Genomic DNA, 15983 nt, shown 5'->3' with positions numbered 1-15983 from the left:
CGGTGGCCATCGGAGCGGCCACGCTGTTATTCGACTGGTTCGACTGGTTCGAATGATTCGAACGGTTGGATGGGTTGGGGTAGGCAGCCGGAGGATCTCTCCAGCCGGCCGACTACTCGTACCGCAGGGCCTCGATCGGGTCCTTCTTCGCGGCCCGGGCGGCCGGCATGGTGCCGGCCAGGAAGGCGATCACCAGGATCAGCGCGACGATCAGGACGATGGACAGCGGGTCGACGGCGAACAGACTCAGTCCGGCCACACCGCTCAGCGGGCCGTTGACCAGGGCGGCGTTGCCGATCACGCCCAACAGCACACCGAGGCCCACACCGATCACGGAGCCCATCACGCCGAGCATGACGGCCTCGGTGGAGAAGAGCCCGAAGACCTTGCCTCGGCCCATGCCCAGGGCCTTCATCAGGCCGATCTCCCGCGTCCGCTCCTGGACGGACATCAGGAGGGTGTTGACGATGCCGAAGCTGGCGGCCAGCAGGGCGATCAGCGCGAAGCCGTTGAGGACCCAGGTCACCGTATCGATGATCCCGGTCAGGACTCCCAGTTGGTCTTCGAGGGTCAGACCCATCAGCCCCTCGTCACTCAAGGCCTGCTTGATGGCCGTCTCGTTGGCGTCGATGTTCTCCACGGTGGCCACGGCCTGCACATAGTTCTTCGGCTGCTCCACGTCCAGCCCGGAGGTCTGCACGTCGTTCAACTCCTGGTTCAGGGCACTGGAGGGCATGGGGCTGCCGCCGACTCCGGAGATGGCCTGCTGGGAGACGCCGACGATCTCTGCCTCGACCGCCTGCTCCTGCTGGGCCAGGTCCTTGAGCCCGATCGTGACGGTCTCTCCGAGGACCTCGTTCGGGTCCTCCGTGCCGAACGCCGAGAGCCAGGTCTCAGGAACCGTCAGCTCCATGGCCTGCGGGTCCGGTGTGGTCCCGGCTTCCATCTCCATGCCGGCGGCGTCCGAGGGGAAACCCAGGGACTGCAGCACGAACTGGTCCCCGTCCGCGGTCTCCAGGTAGTCGGCGGTGACGAAGACGATGGGCTCCACGTCGGTGACACCGTTGATGCCCTCGATCGTGGCGATGTCGTCCTCGGTCAGCATCTGCATGCCGAACTCACCGGTGGCGCCGGCCTCCTCGGGGTCATACTCCTGGGGTTCGCCGTTGGTCGGCATCTGCTGGGACGCGTCCATCCCCGGCATGACGTAGATCTGGTTGGTCTGGCCGAATCCGGCGACCATGGAGTCGACGTACTTGTTGATGCCGGCGCCCAGGCCCGAGGTGAGGGTCAGGGTGAAGGCGCCGATGACGATCGCGATGACCGTCAGGAAGGTTCTGGTCTTGGACCGCATGGTGTTGCCCAGCGCGGTCCGGACGACGTCTACGTTCCTCATGCCTGTCCCTCCCCGGTCTTGGTGCCGGTCTCGGTGTCCTGTCCGGAGGCTGGCTGTCCGTCCGCCGTCGCGGGCGCGGCGTGCTTGCCATGTCCGCCCACCTGGCGGGAGCCCTCACGGGAGGCCTGCCCGACGCCGGCCCCGGCGGCCTTGGCCGCCTCCCCCCGGTCGTCGGCGACGATGAGGCCGTCCTGCATCAGCAGGCGGCGGTCGCAGCGGGAGGCCAGGTCGTCGTCGTGCGTGACGACGACCAGGGTGATGCCCCGGTCACGGTGCAGCCCGAAAAGGATGTCCTCCACGACCTCGCCGGTCGCGGTGTCCAGGTTGCCGGTCGGCTCATCGGCGAACAGCACGGTCGGCTGGTTGATGAGGGCGCGGGCGATGCAGACGCGCTGCTTCTGTCCGCCCGAGAGGTCATTGGCCTTGTTCTTGGCCTTGTCCGCCATCTCCAGCTGCTCCAGGACCTCCATGCCGCGGCGCTTGCGCTCGGAGGCGGAGACGCCGGCGATCTTCAGCGGCAGGATGACGTTCTCCAGCACCGTCTGGTTGGCGTTGAGGAAGAACTGCTGGAACACGAAGCCGAAGGTGTCATTGCGCAGTGCGGAGACCTGGGCGGGCTTCAACTGGCTGACAGGGCGGCCGTCCATGGCCACCACGCCGGAGGTCGGCTCATCGAGCAGTGCCAGCAGGTGCATCAGGGTGGACTTGCCGGAGCCCGACTTGCCGACGATCGCCACCGATTCGCCTTCGTGGATTTCGAAGGTCAGGCCTTTGAGGGCGTCGAAGCGGGATTCTCCTCGCCCATAGACCTTGACCAGGTTCTCTGTCTCGAGAACGGGTGCTGACATGGGGGACCTTTCGTGGTGACTGCCGTCGGGGTGGGTTTCCACGCCAGTATGTCAGGTCCCTCCCGCCCGGGCGGTGCCGTCACGGGCAATCGGCCGAACTGATGACACCTGTCATGGGTGCCCATGACACGTCTCAGCGCTCGACCGGCACGCGTCTCACCGGCTGGGCGGCTGGAAGCCCATCTTCGCGTACACATCGGCCAGCACCGGCACGGCCACCTCGCGGGCCTTGAGGGCCCCCTGGGACAGCAGGCGATCCAGCTCGGCCGGATCATCCAACAGCTCCAGGGCCCGGGTCCGGATCGGGGCCAGTCGCTCGACGACGACCTCGGCCAGGTCCATCTTGAGGTGACCGTACATCTTGCCGACATAGGCTTCCTCGAGCTCCGGGATCGTCCTTCCGCTGAATGCGGCGAAGATCGAGAGCAGGTTGGACACCCCCGGCTTGGCCTCGCGGTCGAAGCGGACCTCGGTGCCGTCGTCCGTCACGGCGGATTTGATCCGCTTGGCGATGACCTTCGGATCGTCGAGGAGGTTGATCAGGCCGTTCGGTGACTCGGCGGACTTGGACATCTTCGAGGTCGGGTTCTGCAGGTCATAGATGCGGGCACCGTTCTCCGGGTAGAAGCCGGTGGGCACCACGAAGGTCTCGCCGAAGCGGGCGTTGAATCGCTGGGCCAGGTCCCGGGTCAGCTCCACGTGCTGGCGCTGGTCGTCCCCCACGGGCACCCCGTGCGGCTGGTACAGCAGGATGTCCGCGGCCATCAGCATGGGGTAGGCCAGGAGCCCGACGCCGGCCGCCTCCGCGCCCTGCCGGGCCGCCTTGTCCTTGAATTGCGTCATCCGCTGGGCTTCGCCCATTCCGGTCATGCACATCAGGATCCACGCCAGTTGGGCGTGTTCGGGTACCTGGGACTGCACGAACAGGGTGGAGCGCTCCGGGTCGATCCCGCCGGCGATGAACTGGGCGGCCGCCACGCGGGTGCGCTTCACCATGGCCTCGGGGTCCTGGGGCACCGTGATCGCGTGCAGGTCGGGGATGAAGAAGTAGGCGTCGAAGTCCTCCTGGACCTGCACCCAGTTCACCAGCGCCCCGAGGTAGTTGCCCAGGTGCAGCGAGTCCGCGGAGGGCTGCATGCCGGACAGCACGCGGTGACGGGTGCTGGCGCCGGCCAGGTGGGCCGTCTTCGCGGTGTCCTGGGCCAGGACATCAGCCGGGGTTGTCCGGGATGTCCGGGGTGTCTGCGCCGGACGCCCGGCGGTAGGGGTGCCGGCCGCGGCGGGTGCCGCGCCGGCGTCGGGCGTGGTGTTCTCGGTCATGGGGTGCTGGTCCTTGCGGGAGGTGCGGTTCAGAACTGGTAGTCGACCACGAGCGGCGCGTGGTCGGAGAAGCGGGTGTTCCAGCTGGGGGCGCGGTCCACCACGGCGCCGGTGGCCTTGGCGGCGAGCTCCGGGGTGGCGGCCTGGTAGTCGATGCGCCAGCCCGTGTCATTGTCGAAGGCCTGGCCGCGCATGGACCACCACGTGTAGGGCCCCTCCACGTCTCCGGCGAGCTGACGGGCCACGTCCACGTAGCCGATCTCCTCGCCGAAGAACCGGTCGAAGTAAGCGCGCTCCTCCGGCAGGAAGCCGGCTTTCTTGGTGTTGCCCTTCCAGTTCTTGATGTCCCGCGTGGTGTGGCCGACGTTGAGGTCACCGGTGAGCACGGCGTAGTCCTTGGTGGCCCTCAGCTCGGGCAGGTGACGGACCATCTCGTCCAGGAAGCGGTACTTGTCCACTTGCTTGGGCGTACCGACGTCCCCCGAGTGGACGTAGGCCGAGACCACGGTGAGGGTCTTGCCGTCCGGTGCGGTCAGGTCGGTCTCAATCCACCGGCCGGAGTCGTCGAAGTACGAGTCGCCGATGCCCACCCGCGTCTGAAGCGGCTCCAAAGTCGTGGCGATGGCGACGCCGGCCCGGCCCTTGGCGGCGGCCTCGGTCTCCACCACGTGCCAGTTCTGACCGGTGATCTCCTCGAGGAGGTTCTCCACGATCTCCTTCGGCGCGCGAACCTCCTGCAGGGTCAGGATATCGATGCCGCGGCCGGCGAACCATGCGCCCATGCCCTTGCGGTGGGCGGCGCGGATGCCGTTGACGTTCACGGTGGCCAGGCGAAGGGCGCCCTCCGCCTTGGGGGCGTTCGCGTTCGCGTGGACCACGGGTGCGGGCTGGCTCTCGGGCTGGCTGTCGGGCTGGGGTGCGGTATCGGCAGAAGTCACGCGTTCCAGCCTATCGCCGATCCGTCCCGCCATGGGTTCTGCGGCAGGTAGGACGAGTTGGAGAGCCCGGAGGTCAGAAAGAGATCAGGAGGAGATCAGTTGATGACTTCCCCGGTGATCGGGCCCTGGGTCCCCGGGGTTCCCGCGGCCCTCGCCGTTCCAGGCTTCCCGGACTTCTCAGGCCTGCCTTCGCTGCCAGAGGGCGCGGTGGACTCCTTGATCATCTCCCGGGCGTTGGCGGAGGTGATGTGGATCGTCTCCAGGGCGCGCGCGATCATGTCCGTGTCCGAGTCGACGCCCTTGGACAGCTCCTCGGTGACCACGCGGGTCTGCACCTGGACGATCTTGAAGGAGTGGTCCAGCTTGGTGTCCCGCATCGGGTCGGACGCGGCGGCCTCAGCCGCTCCGGCCCGGCCCGAGGCGCGGGAGGACGCGGCGGATGAGGGGGCAGACGGGGTGGACGGGGCTTCCGCCGCACCGACGCGCGGGGCGAGGGAGGCGGAGAGGTCCTTCATCCGGCGGTCCACCGATCGCGCACCGCGGCGCACGCCGAGGGCCACCAGGGCGGCCAGCGCGAGCCAGCCGGCGGAGATGACCACCAGCAGCCAGCCGATCACGTCATTCTGATTGGCGGCGAAAAGCAGCGCCACGAGCAGCACGACCACCATGACGGCGAACGTGATGCCACTGCCCTTCGCTCCCCAGCCCCTGCCCTTGGCGGCACCGGGACGGCCAGGCTGACGGTCGGTTCCACTCTCCACTGCATCCATGGGGTCGATTATCCCGCATGTGACGGCGCGTGGTGTCCCGGCGGGGTTCTGATCGCCACCGGCTTACTCTGGATCTCATGTCCCAGTCGCCGCCCCGCACCGCCAACGGGGGTCCTCTCTCACCTCCGGGCAGGCCAGCCGTCCCTGGCGGGCTCTGGAATCGGGGCTTCGTGCTCGCCTGCCTGGCGAACATCATGATGTTCTTCAACGTGCACTTCCTGCTGTCCACGGTGGCGGCTTACACGGTGGCCCGGTTCGCAGTGGGCGACACCGTCGGGGGCGCCGTGGCCTCCGTCTTCATCGTGGGCACCCTCATCTCCCGACTGCTGGCCGGCCCCCTGATCGAACGCTTCGGCTCCCGCCCCCTGTTGCTGGTGGGGTTCATCGCCTTCATCGTGGCCCCCTTGCTCTACTGGGCCTCCGGTGAGGTCTGGGCACTGTTGCTCGTGCGCGCCGTGCACGGGCTGACCTTCGGGGTCTCCTCCTCCGTCATCGCCGCGGCCGCCGTGAACCGTGTGCCCGGGACCCGGATGTCCGAGGGCACCAGCCACTATTCGTCCTCCACACTGATCGGCGTGGCTGCCGGACCGATGGTCGGCCTGGCCCTGGGCGGCACGGGATTCGGCACCGTGGCCGTCATCGCCTCGGCCGTCTCCCTGGCCGGCCTCGTCATCGCCCTGTTCATGGACGTGCGCCCCCGGGACTCGGAGCCTGCTCTTGAGACTCCTGACGTTCCTGAGGTTCCAGCTGTGGTGGAGACCGATGGTGCCGCCACCGCTGCCGCCCAGAACCCCAGCGCACCTCCCGAGGCCGCGCGCCCGTGGTGGGCCCGATACGTGGAGCCCGGCGCGGCCCCCACCGCCGCCATCGGGGCCCTGTACTCGCTGGGCTACGCGGGCATCGTGACCTTCCTGGCCACCCTGGTCTCGGAACGCGACTTCGGCACCGTGGCCAGCCTGTTCTTCGCCGTCTACGCCGGCACCGTCCTCGTCTCCCGGCTCTTCACGGGGCGGCTGATGGACCGCAGGGGCGCCAACATCGTGATGCTCCCGGCGTTCCTGCTCTTCGCGGCCGGCCTGGCGACCATCGCCGTGGCCGGCACCGTGATGGCACTCATGGCCGCGGCGGTCCTCGTGGGCCTCGGCTACGGTCAGCTGCAGTCCGCCGGTCAGGTCATCTGTGTGACCCAGGTGCCCCGCGAACGGGCCGGCATGGGTGCTTCCACGTACTTCTTGGGGATCGACGCCGGCATGGGCCTGGGCCCCCTGCTCGCCGGCGCGTTGGTCCAGTGGTGGGGCACCACCGGCCTCTACTGGGTCCTGGCCGGGTTCCTGGTGGCGCTGGTCCCGGTCTACTGGCTGGTCCAGGGGCGCCACCTTCAACGGGGACGGTCTTGACGGCGCAGCACCCCGCGCCGCGGCCGGCCCGGCCGCCCGGCGGGAACAAGATCCTCGTGGTGCTCCTGGTGCCCCTGTTCATGTCCCTCATGAGCGTCAGCGTGGTCAACGTGGCCCTGCCGGCGATCGAGGGCGGCCTGAACGCCAGCTCCGCCGATCTCCAATGGGTGCTGGCCGGCTACGCCCTGTCCTTCGGCGTGGTGCTCGTGGCCGCGGGCCGAGCCGGCGACCTCTGGGGGCGCAAGCCGATCTTCATTGCCGGCATCCTGCTGTTCACCGTGGGATCGCTGGCCTCCGGCCTGTCCGTGGACCCCCTCATGCTCAACCTGTCCCGCGTGGTGACGGGCCTGGGGTCCGGACTGCTCAATCCGCAGATCATCGGCATCATCCAGAACGTCTTCCACGGCCGGGCCCGCGGGCGCGCCTACGGGCTGTTCGGCACCGTGGTGGGGCTGGGCGTGGCCATCGGGCCGACCCTGGGCGGGGTGATCCTCGGTGCCCTCGGGCCCGAGTGGGGATGGCGCACCACCTTCCTGATCAACGTCCCTTTCGGCGTGCTGTCCGCTGTCCTGGCTGCAGCCTGGCTCCGCCCACCGGCACGGGTCCGCTCCGAGGAGGCCCGGCGCAGCCTGGGGGCCCTGGACCCCATCGGAGCTGTGCTCCTGGCTGCCGCCGTCGTCTGCCTGATGGTCCCGTTCATCCTGCCCGGCACATGGCTCCTGCTGGCCGCGGCGGCCGTGCTGCTTGCGGCCTGGTGGCTGTGGGAGCAGCGCATGAAGAGCAGGTTCCCGGCCACCGGACGTGCGCCCATGGTGGACCCAGCCCTGTTCCGCATCCCCTCGTTCAGCTACAGCACGGTGGCCACCGCATTCCTCCTGGGGGCCATGCCCGGGCTGTGGGCCGTCCAGGCCATCGTGACGCAGCAGGGGCTCGGATACTCGGCCCTGGCCGCCGGGATGACCTCGCTGCCCACGGCGCTGGCGGTCATGGCCCTCTCGCCGTGGATCGGCAGCCATGTCCACCGCCGCGGGCCCCTGTTCGTGGTGGCCGGCGCCGTGCTGGCCCTGGGTGCGGTGGCCCTGGGCATGGTCGCGTTCCACCAGATCGCCCTCGGTGCGTGGCCCTTCTGGACCCTCGCGCTCTGCCTGTTCCCCTTCGGGCCGGCCCAGGCGCTGCTGATGACCAGCTCCCAGGTCCTGACCATGCACGAGGTCCCGCCCCACGCCGCCGGGGCCGCCGGCGGCGTCTCCCAGACGGCCCAGCGGGTGCTGACCGCCACGGGGCTGGCCGCCGTCACCGGCGCGTTCTACGCTTCCCTGGCGGCGTCCGGCACCGGCGCCGCCCCGGGCGGTGCTGATGTCACGGCCGCCGATGCGGCCGCCGTGGCCGTCGCCTATGGAGAGGCCGCTGACACGGCCCTGCTGGTGGTCATGGGGCTCCTGGCCGTGACCCTCGTCGCGGGCGTGCTCGACTACATCCGCCGGTACCGCGGCGGCACCCTGGTCCTCGAGGACTGAGTTAGGGCTGAGCTGGGGTCAGATCCGTGCGGCGACGGCCCGCTCGGCCGCCTCCACCACGTTGGCCAGCAGTTCCACCCGGGTCATCGGTCCGACGCCGCCGGGGTTGGGTGCCATCCAGGACGCCTTCTCGGCCACGGCCGGATCCACGTCACCGGTGATCTTCGCCTTGCCGTCCTCGCCGGTGACGCGGGAAACGCCCACGTCCAGCACGACCACGCCCTCCTTGACGTCCTCCGGCTTGACCATGTGGGCCACGCCCGCGGCCGCGATGATGACATCCGCCCGGGCCAGCTCCGCCTTGAGGTCCTTCGTCCCGGTGTGGGCCAGGACCACGGTGGCGTTGACATCCCGGCGGGTCAGCACGAGGCCGGCCGGACGGCCGATCGTCACGCCGCGGCCGATGACCAGCACGAGCTTGCCCGCCAGCTCGATTCCATAGTGCTTCAGCAACTCCACACAGCCCTTCGGCGTGCACGGCAGCGGGGAGGTGAGCTCGCCGCCCACGGAGGCGACCAGCCGGCCCAGGTTCATCGGGTGCAGGCCATCGGCATCCTTGTCCGGGTCGATGGCCTCCAGGATCCGGTCCGTGTCGATGTGCTTCGGCAACGGCAACTGCACGATGTACCCGGTGCACTCGTCATTGGCGTTCAGCTCCTGGACCACCGCGAGGAGTTCGTCCTCCGTGGTGGAATCGGGCAGGTCACGGCGGATGGAGGTGATGCCCACCTCGGCGCAGTCACGGTGCTTGCCGGCCACGTAGGACTGCGAACCAGGGTCCTCCCCCACCAGCACGGTCCCCAGCCCGGGCACCACACCCTGGCCACGGAGTACCTCGACGCGTTCGGTGAGTTCCTTCTTGATGGCGGCGGCAGTGGCGCGGCCGTCGAGCTTCTGTGCGGTCATGGCGGTTCACGCTTCCTTGCGGGGGTCGACCAAAATGAATACCTATCACCATAGTGATTGGAGTGGCGCCTGTCACCAGGACTGCGCCACTCCCCAACACTGCGGGTTGCTACGGCTCCCGCTGGGGAGCCGCGGCGATCACCAGCCCTCGAGGCCCTCGTACAGCGGGAAGTCCTCGGCCAGCTTCTGCACGCGGGCGCGCAGGGCCGGCACGTCCGGGGACGGCTTGAGGGTCTGGGCGATGATGTCTGCGACCTCGGTGAACTCCGTGGCGCCGAAGCCGCGGGTGGCCAGCGCCGGCGTGCCGATGCGCAGCCCGGAGGTGGTCATCGGCGGGCGCGGATCGAACGGGACCGAGTTGCGGTTCACGGTGATGCCGACCTCGTGCAACAGGTCCTCGGCCTGGCGACCGTCCAGTTCGGCATGGCGCAGGTCCACGAGGATCAGGTGCACATCGGTGCCCCCGGTCAGGATGGAGATGCCGTGCTCGGTCACGTCGGCCGCGGTCAACCGCTCGGCGAGGAGCTGGGCGCCCTCGATGGTGCGGCGCTGGCGCTCGGCGAACTCCTCGGAGGCGGCGATCTTGAAGGCCACGGCCTTGCCGGCGATCGCGTGCATCAGCGGCCCGCCCTGCTGGCCCGGGAAGACAGCGGAGTCGATCTTCTTCTTGTACTCCTCCTTGGAGAGGATGAATCCCGAGCGCGGGCCGGCCAGCGTCTTGTGTGCGGTGGAGGTCACGACGTCGGCGTGCGGCACCGGGTTCGGGTGCAGTCCGGCGGCCACCAGGCCGGCGAAGTGGGCCATGTCCACCCAGAGCTTGGCTCCGACCTCATCCGCAATGGAGCGGAAGGCCTCGAAGTCGAGCTGGCGCGGGTAGGCAGACCAGCCGGCCACGATCACGGCGGGCTTGGCCTCCAGTGCCTTCTCGCGCACCTTGTCCATGTCGATCCGGTAGGTGTCCGGATCCACCTCGTAGGCGGCGATGTCATAGGTCTTGCCGGAGAAGTTGAGCTTCATACCGTGGGTCAGGTGACCGCCGTGCGCCAGGGACAGGCCCATGAGGGTGTCACCGGGCTGCATCAGGGCGGTCATCAGGGCCACGTTGGCCTGCGCGCCGGCATGAGGCTGGACGTTGACGTGCTCCGCGCCGAACAGGGACTTGGCCCGCTCGATCGCCAGGTTCTCCGCCACGTCCACGTACTCGCAACCGCCGTAGTAGCGGCGGCCGGGGTAGCCCTCGGCGTACTTGTTGGTCAGGACCGACCCCTGGGTCTCGAGGATCGCCCGCGGGACGAAGTTCTCGGAGGCGATCATCTCCAGGGTGTCCCGCTGGCGGCCGAGTTCCTGCCCCAGGACGGCGGCGATCTCGGGATCAACCTCGGCCAGGGGCTGGGTGTTCAGCCCGGCCACTCGAGTGGTGGTGGCGGACTGGGAGGGCGCGGTGTTGGGCTCTGTCACGGAAGGCTCCTGCTGGCGTAGTCACGTTCGTTGGCCGCCGCCGGACCCAGGCGGGCGGTCCGGAGGCCTGCACGGTCCGGCCGCATCTGATGACCGCCGGTGTCCGTGTTCGCCGCTTCCCGGTGGTGGTCCACCTTCGCCAGTCGCGGCCTGCGCCCCATCGTAGCGCGGGCGTCCGCACGTGTCGGCACCATGGCGGGACACTCCGTCGGAATACCCACAGCAGCCGTGGCGCTGCACTGGAGGTGAGCACATCTGAGAGTTCCTCCGCGCCCGAGCTGCTGGCCGTCGTCGTGATCGGGGCCGGGCAGGCGGGACTGAGCGCCGCCGGGCAACTGAAGCGCAAAGGCCTGGAACCCTGGGAGGACTTCGTGGTCCTCGACGCCAATGATGGTCCTGGTGGCGCCTGGCGCCACCGCTGGGACTCCCTGACCTTCGACGCCGCGCACGGGATCCACGACCTTCCCGGCCTGCCCCTGGGGACCCCGGATCCGGCCGAGCCGGCCAGCCGGGTCGTCTCGCGATACTACGGCACCTACGAGCAGGAACACGGCCTGCCGGTGGTCCGTCCCGCCAAGGTCGAGTCGGTGGTGCACCACGTGGAGCAGACGGTTCCGAATGCGGCCGCGAGCGGGCACGGCACCTTCACCGTCACCACCGCGGACGGGCGCACCTGGCGGGCCCGCACGGTCATCAACGCCACCGGCACCTGGGACAGCCCCTATATCCCGTACTACCCGGGGATCGCGGAGTTCACCGGCAGGCAACTGCACACGCGGGGGTTCACAGCGGCCGAGGACTTCACGGGCCAACGGGTCCTCGTGGTCGGCGGCGGCACCTCCGCGCTGCAGTTCCTCCTCCAACTGGACGCGGCCGGGGCCCACACCGTGTGGAGCACCCGCCGCGCGCCGGACTGGACGGACCGCTTCTTCGACTCCTCATGGGGTGTGAACGTGGAGGCCTCCGTCTCCGCCCGCACCACCATGGGCCTGCCTCCACTGTCCGTGGTGGCCGCCACGGGCCTGCCCGTCACGGACCAATACCTCGCCGGCCTCGCCTCGGGCGTGCTCATCAGCCGGGGCCCGCTACGCCGGATCACCCCCACCGGCGTGGTCCTGGACGGCCCGGGGCCCGACGGCGGCCCGGTCCCCTCCCAGGGGCCCGTCGCCGATGCGCTGCTTGCGCCGGACGGCACCGCGGCCGGCGGCCTGGGCCGGGTGTCCGCCTTGCCGGGCCGCGCCTGCACCACTCTCTCGGCCGAGGACCCGCTGACCACCTGGGAGACGCCGGTGGACGTCATCCTCTGGGCGACCGGGTTCCGGGCCTCCCTGGACCACCTGTCCCCCGTGCACATCCGCGAGCGCGGGGGCGGCGTGGTGATGGCGGCGGACGGGGTGTCCGTGGCGAAGAGCCCCGGACTCTTCCTGGTGGGCTACGGCGCCTCCGCCTCGACGATCGGGGCCACCCGGGCGGGGCGACGAGCCGCCGTGGAGGCAGTGAGGACCGTGGAAGCCGTGGAGGCAGCGGCGGGGGCCCCGATGACCTCCAAGTAATTATGAGTAACTCAGAATATGCAATACTGGGAGCATGACCCAGAGCACCCCCGCCGAGACCCCTGACCAGAAAGGGCGAGCCCTCACCGGAGCTGCCCCTCTGGCCTGGGCGGCCCGCATGCGGTCGGCGGGGCTGCGGGTCACCAAGCAGCGGCTCGCCGTCCTGGACGCCCTGCACGCATACCCGCACGCCACGGCGGACACGGTGCTGGAGCACGTGCGCCAGAGCCTGCCGGGGATCACGGTGCAGTCCATCTACACCGTGCTGCACTCCCTGACCGGCGCCGGCCTGCTCCGCCAGCTGGACCTGGCCAACTCACCGGCACGGTATGAGACCCGCGTGGCGGACAACCACCATCACGCTGTCTGCACCGAGTGCGGACGCATCGAGGACGTCGCCTGTGCCGTCGGCCATGCGCCCTGCCTGCACCCCTCCGAGACGCACGGCATGATCATCCGGATCGCCGACGTCGTCTATCAGGGCCTGTGCGCGGACTGCGCCTCCGCTCAGCCGGCGCAAGCCGCGCCTACCGGGACCCGTGAGGTCCCCACCATGCCCCGGGAAGCCCGCCAGGGCTGACCGGTATCCCATCCACCCACCACACCCAACCGACCAAGGAGAACGTGATGACGGAAACCACCCCGCACGGTACCGGTTCCACCACTCAGGCCGGCATCCCCGCCGTCAGCGACCGCAACTCGCTGACCGTGGGCGCTGACGGCCCGATCGTCCTGCACGACCACCACCTGGTGGAGACCCTGGCCCACTTCAACCGGATGAACGTCCCCGAGCGCCGTCCGCACGCCAAGGGCGCCGGCGCCTTCGGAACTCTGGAGATCACCGAGGACATCTCGCAGTGGACCAAGGCCGACTTCCTCCAGCCCGGCAAGAAGACCGACATGCTCGCGCGCTTCTCCACCGTGGCCGGAGAGCTCGGCTCCCCGGACACCTGGCGCGATGTGCGCGGCTTCTCGCTGAAGTTCTACACCGAAGAGGGCAACTTCGACCTGGTCGGCAACAACACGCCGGTCTTCTTCGTGCGCGACCCCATGAAGTTCCCGCACTTCATCCGCTCCCAGAAGCGCATGCCGGACTCCGGCCTGCGTGACGGCACCATGCAGTGGGACTTCTGGACCCAGAACCCCGAAACCGCCCACCAGGTCACCTATCTCATGGGCGAGCGCGGCCTGCCCAAGTCCTGGCGCACCATGAACGGGTACTCCTCCCACACCTACTCGTTGGTCAACGCCGCCGGCGAGCGCTTCTGGGTCAAGTGGGCCTTCGAGTCCCAGCAGGGCGTGGAGAACCTCTCCAACGCCGAGGCCGAGCGCCTGGCCGGTGCGGACGCCGAGTACCACCGCCGCGACCTGCGTGACGCGATCGCCGAAGGCAACTTCCCGAAGTGGGACCTGTACTTCCAGATCATGCCGTACGACGAGGCCAAGACCTACCGGTTCAACCCCTTCGACCTGACCAAGACCTGGTCGAAGAAGGACTACCCGCGGCACAAGGTCGGCACCATGACCCTGAACCGCAACCCGGAGAACTTCTTCGCCCAGATCGAGCAGGCAGCCTTCTCCCCCGCCAACATGGTCCCGGGCACCGGCAACTCCCCGGACAAGATGCTGCTGGGCCGCAACTTTGCCTACGCGGACGCCCAGCGCTACCGCATCGGCACCAACTTCCAGCAGCTGCCGGTCAACAAGCCGATCAACCCCGTGCACACCTACAACTTCGAGGGCAACATGTGGTACGAGCACACCGGTGCCCGCTCCATGTATGCCCCGAACTCCTTCGGTGACTCCTGGTCGGACGAGACCGGCCCGGTGGACAACGGCTGGGAGGCCGACGGCGCCCTGACTCGCGAGGCCTACACCCTCCGCGAGGACGACGGCGACTTCGTGCAGCCGGGCATCCTCGTCCGCGAGGTGTTCAACGACGCCCAGCGCGACGAGTTCGTGGCCACCGTCTCCGGCGCCCTGGACGGCGTCCAGGAGCCGGTCCTGTCCAACGCCTTCCAGTACTGGAAGAACGTGGACGCCACCATCGGCCAGCGCATCGAGGACGCCGTCAAGGCCAACGCCGACGGCGCCGAGGTCCCGGGCATGGGCGTCGACCGCGACCGCTAAGGACCGCTAGTCCCCCGGCGCCGGATTCCCGACGCCGGCCGGTGCCGCATGGTGCCGAGGGCCCCGTTCCGATGTCAGGAGCGGGGCCCCCGCGCGTCGCCGTCGAGGGGCTTGTCCGCGGCATGCTTCCCGGGTCCAGCGTCGTCGACCGGCGCGGTCTCGCCGGTCGGGTCAGCGCTGTCGGTGGAATCGGCACCGTCGATCCGGCGCCCCTCCCGGTCGGTCCGCACCTCTGGGTCCAGCCGGTCCGCCTCCCGCAGCTGCGCATCCAGGGCACCACGCGATGAGTCGGCGGTCCGCTCACGCTCCTCGGCCTCGACCCGCAGTTGCCGGGCCTGCTCCTCCGCAGCATCGGCATCATGGCGGACGGCGGAGGCCCGTTCCTCCTCGGCCACGGTGCGCCCCTGCTGCCGGTCCGCCTCACCGCGGAGGTCTTCCGCCGCCCGGTGGGCAGCCTCCTGCCGCCGGTCCCGACTCCGCTTCGCCCATACGATGGCAACGGCGATGATGATGATGGCCACCACCACGCCGATGACCAACCACAGCATCTGCTGACTGTCCATGACCTGTCCTTTGCTCTCGCTGACGGTGGACCTACCGGACGGCTCCGGAGCTGCCCGGCTGGTGCCGCCCACTGTGCCATAGGGTGACCTGGGGGCCGAGGCCTGGGCCGCCGCCCAGGATCACTGTCCAGTCCCACAGCCCGGTCCACCGCCCAGGACCCTCTGGGGGGGGTAGCGCGCTTCCCCGACAACAATTTTGTGCCCGGTGACTCAAATCACTATGGAGATAGGTATGCTTTCCCCATGAACGCTTCTACCCCTGCCACCGCGTCCAACGCCACCCTGGCCGGTTCGGCCGAGATCACAGGCCACCCCATGGTGCTGTCCCTGTCCTGCAAGAACAGCCGCGGCATCGTGCACGCCGTCTCCGGCGCCCTGCTCTCGGTCCAGGGAGACATCACCGACTCCAAGCAGTTCGACTCCCCGGACACCGGCACCTTCTTCATGCGCGTGGAATTCACCACCCCCGAGAGCCGCGAGGCGGTCGAGGCAGCCCTGGAACCGGTCCGTGAGGAGTTCGCCATGGACCTCGGCCTCTGGGAGGCCTCCCGCAAGACCCGCACCCTGGTGATGTGCTCCAAGGATGGCCGTACCCTCAACGACCTGCTCTTCCAGCAACGGGCCGGCACCCTCTCTGTCGAGATCCCGGTCATCGTCTCCAACCACCTCGAGCTCCAGCCCATGGCCTTCTTCTACGGCATCCCCTTCATCCACATCCCCGTGGCCAAGGATGCTGAAGGCAATTCCAACAAGGCCGAGGCCGAGGCCAAGCTCCTGGACCTGGTCGCCGAATACGACATCGAGCTCGTGGTCCTGGCCCGCTACATGCAGATCCTCTCGGACGACCTCTGCCGCAAGCTCGAGGGCAAGGCCATCAACATCCACCACTCCTTCCTGCCTTCCTTCAAGGGTGCCCGCCCCTACCACCAGGCCCACGAGCGCGGCGTCAAGCTCATCGGGGCCACCGCCCACTACGTGACTGCCGACCTGGACGAGGGCCCGATCATCGAACAGCAGGTCCAACGCGTCACCCACGCCCAGTCCGCCCGCGAATTCGTCATCCGCGGCCGCGAGGTCGAAGGCTCCACCCTCTCCCGCGCCGTCAAATGGCACGCAGAGCACCGGGTCCTCCTCGACGGCAAGCGCACCGTCGTCTTCGACTGACGGAAAGTGGGGCGGCACGTACG

14 protein-coding genes are annotated in these 15983 nt (G+C 69.1%); 6 read left to right on the top strand and 8 right to left on the bottom strand.

Annotation, left to right across the window (positions count from 1 at the left end; translation table 11 throughout):
• Positions 1-112: 112 nt before the first annotated feature.
• The 5 genes from C8E99_RS15475 to C8E99_RS15455 form a co-directional block, all read right to left on the bottom strand.
• Complete coding sequence (locus C8E99_RS15475; RefSeq protein WP_115933051.1) at positions 113-1396, bottom strand: ABC transporter permease; 1284 nt, start codon at positions 1394-1396, stop codon at positions 113-115.
• Positions 1393-2244: an ABC transporter ATP-binding protein gene (locus tag C8E99_RS15470; RefSeq protein WP_115933050.1), complete on the bottom strand. Its 852-nt coding sequence runs from the start codon at positions 2242-2244 to the stop codon at positions 1393-1395. The genes C8E99_RS15475 and C8E99_RS15470 overlap by 4 nt, the downstream gene beginning before the upstream one ends.
• Before the next feature lie 156 nt (positions 2245-2400).
• Positions 2401-3564 carry a tryptophan--tRNA ligase gene (gene trpS, locus C8E99_RS15465; RefSeq protein ID WP_115933049.1) on the bottom strand — a complete coding sequence of 388 codons (1164 nt, stop codon included), beginning with the start codon at positions 3562-3564 and terminating at the stop codon, positions 2401-2403.
• A gap of 29 nt (positions 3565-3593) precedes the next feature.
• The gene (locus tag C8E99_RS15460) at positions 3594-4535 is read right to left on the bottom strand and encodes an exodeoxyribonuclease III (RefSeq protein ID WP_115933048.1); all 942 of its coding nucleotides are present in this window, start codon (positions 4533-4535) and stop codon (positions 3594-3596) included.
• Between the two features lie 62 nt (positions 4536-4597).
• Complete coding sequence (locus C8E99_RS15455) at positions 4598-5272, bottom strand: hypothetical protein (RefSeq protein WP_245952403.1); 675 nt, start codon at positions 5270-5272, stop codon at positions 4598-4600.
• Between the two features lie 77 nt (positions 5273-5349).
• Here C8E99_RS15455 and C8E99_RS15450 point away from each other — a divergent pair, with 77 nt between their 5' ends.
• Positions 5350-6669 carry an MFS transporter gene (locus C8E99_RS15450; RefSeq protein ID WP_115933047.1) on the top strand — a complete coding sequence of 440 codons (1320 nt, stop codon included), beginning with the start codon at positions 5350-5352 and terminating at the stop codon, positions 6667-6669.
• Complete coding sequence (locus tag C8E99_RS15445) at positions 6666-8186, top strand: MFS transporter (protein WP_245952402.1); 1521 nt, start codon at positions 6666-6668, stop codon at positions 8184-8186. Before C8E99_RS15450 ends, C8E99_RS15445 begins: the two co-directional genes overlap by 4 nt.
• 18 nt (positions 8187-8204) lie before the next feature.
• Here C8E99_RS15445 and C8E99_RS15440 read toward each other — a convergent pair whose 3' ends face one another.
• A complete protein-coding gene (locus tag C8E99_RS15440; protein ID WP_115933046.1) occupies positions 8205-9092 on the bottom strand; it encodes a bifunctional methylenetetrahydrofolate dehydrogenase/methenyltetrahydrofolate cyclohydrolase in 888 nt (295 codons plus the stop codon).
• A gap of 138 nt (positions 9093-9230) precedes the next feature.
• The gene (gene glyA, locus C8E99_RS15435) at positions 9231-10502 is read right to left on the bottom strand and encodes a serine hydroxymethyltransferase (protein WP_115933544.1); all 1272 of its coding nucleotides are present in this window, start codon (positions 10500-10502) and stop codon (positions 9231-9233) included.
• 293 nt (positions 10503-10795) lie between these two features.
• Between glyA and C8E99_RS15425 the strand changes: the two genes are divergently transcribed.
• The 3 genes from C8E99_RS15425 to C8E99_RS15415 are packed head-to-tail and all read left to right on the top strand — an operon-like array spanning position 10796 to position 14233.
• On the top strand, positions 10796-12103 hold the full coding sequence (locus tag C8E99_RS15425; protein WP_245952401.1) for a flavin-containing monooxygenase: 1308 nt from the start codon (positions 10796-10798) through the stop codon (positions 12101-12103).
• A gap of 34 nt (positions 12104-12137) precedes the next feature.
• Positions 12138-12683 (top strand): Fur family transcriptional regulator, encoded by a 546-nt coding sequence (locus tag C8E99_RS15420; RefSeq protein ID WP_281269073.1) that lies wholly within the window; start codon positions 12138-12140, stop codon positions 12681-12683.
• Between the two features lie 47 nt (positions 12684-12730).
• On the top strand, positions 12731-14233 hold the full coding sequence (locus tag C8E99_RS15415; RefSeq protein ID WP_115933044.1) for a catalase: 1503 nt from the start codon (positions 12731-12733) through the stop codon (positions 14231-14233).
• Between the two features lie 74 nt (positions 14234-14307).
• Here the strand turns inward: C8E99_RS15415 and C8E99_RS15410 are convergent, their stop codons facing one another.
• The gene (locus C8E99_RS15410) at positions 14308-14796 is read right to left on the bottom strand and encodes a hypothetical protein (protein ID WP_115933043.1); all 489 of its coding nucleotides are present in this window, start codon (positions 14794-14796) and stop codon (positions 14308-14310) included.
• Between the two features lie 315 nt (positions 14797-15111).
• On the opposite strand from C8E99_RS15410, the gene purU reads away from it, so the two are divergent.
• Entirely contained in the window at positions 15112-15960 is an 849-nt protein-coding gene (gene purU, locus C8E99_RS15405) for a formyltetrahydrofolate deformylase (protein ID WP_245952497.1), read from the top strand.
• Positions 15961-15983: the final 23 nt, after the last annotated feature.

It is taken from the genome of Citricoccus muralis, from assembly GCF_003386075.1.
Taxonomy (GTDB): Bacteria; Actinomycetota; Actinomycetes; order Actinomycetales; family Micrococcaceae; genus Citricoccus; species Citricoccus muralis.
The sequence above is the reverse complement of the archived record's forward strand: the minus strand, read 5'-3'. Positions and strand labels throughout refer to the sequence as shown.

Coding starts and splice junctions, on each gene's coding strand:
- C8E99_RS15475 (WP_115933051.1), bottom strand. CDS start 1,396: ATGAGGAACGTAGACGTCGTCCGGACCGCGCTGGGCAACACCATGCGG.
- C8E99_RS15470 (WP_115933050.1), bottom strand. CDS start 2,244: ATGTCAGCACCCGTTCTCGAGACAGAGAACCTGGTCAAGGTCTATGGG.
- trpS (WP_115933049.1), bottom strand. CDS start 3,564: ATGACCGAGAACACCACGCCCGACGCCGGCGCGGCACCCGCCGCGGCC.
- C8E99_RS15460 (WP_115933048.1), bottom strand. CDS start 4,535: ATGGCGGGACGGATCGGCGATAGGCTGGAACGCGTGACTTCTGCCGAT.
- C8E99_RS15455 (WP_245952403.1), bottom strand. CDS start 5,272: ATGGATGCAGTGGAGAGTGGAACCGACCGTCAGCCTGGCCGTCCCGGT.
- C8E99_RS15450 (WP_115933047.1), top strand. CDS start 5,350: ATGTCCCAGTCGCCGCCCCGCACCGCCAACGGGGGTCCTCTCTCACCT.
- C8E99_RS15440 (WP_115933046.1), bottom strand. CDS start 9,092: ATGACCGCACAGAAGCTCGACGGCCGCGCCACTGCCGCCGCCATCAAG.
- C8E99_RS15420 (WP_281269073.1), top strand. CDS start 12,138: ATGACCCAGAGCACCCCCGCCGAGACCCCTGACCAGAAAGGGCGAGCC.
- C8E99_RS15415 (WP_115933044.1), top strand. CDS start 12,731: ATGACGGAAACCACCCCGCACGGTACCGGTTCCACCACTCAGGCCGGC.
- C8E99_RS15410 (WP_115933043.1), bottom strand. CDS start 14,796: ATGGACAGTCAGCAGATGCTGTGGTTGGTCATCGGCGTGGTGGTGGCC.
- purU (WP_245952497.1), top strand. CDS start 15,112: ATGGTGCTGTCCCTGTCCTGCAAGAACAGCCGCGGCATCGTGCACGCC.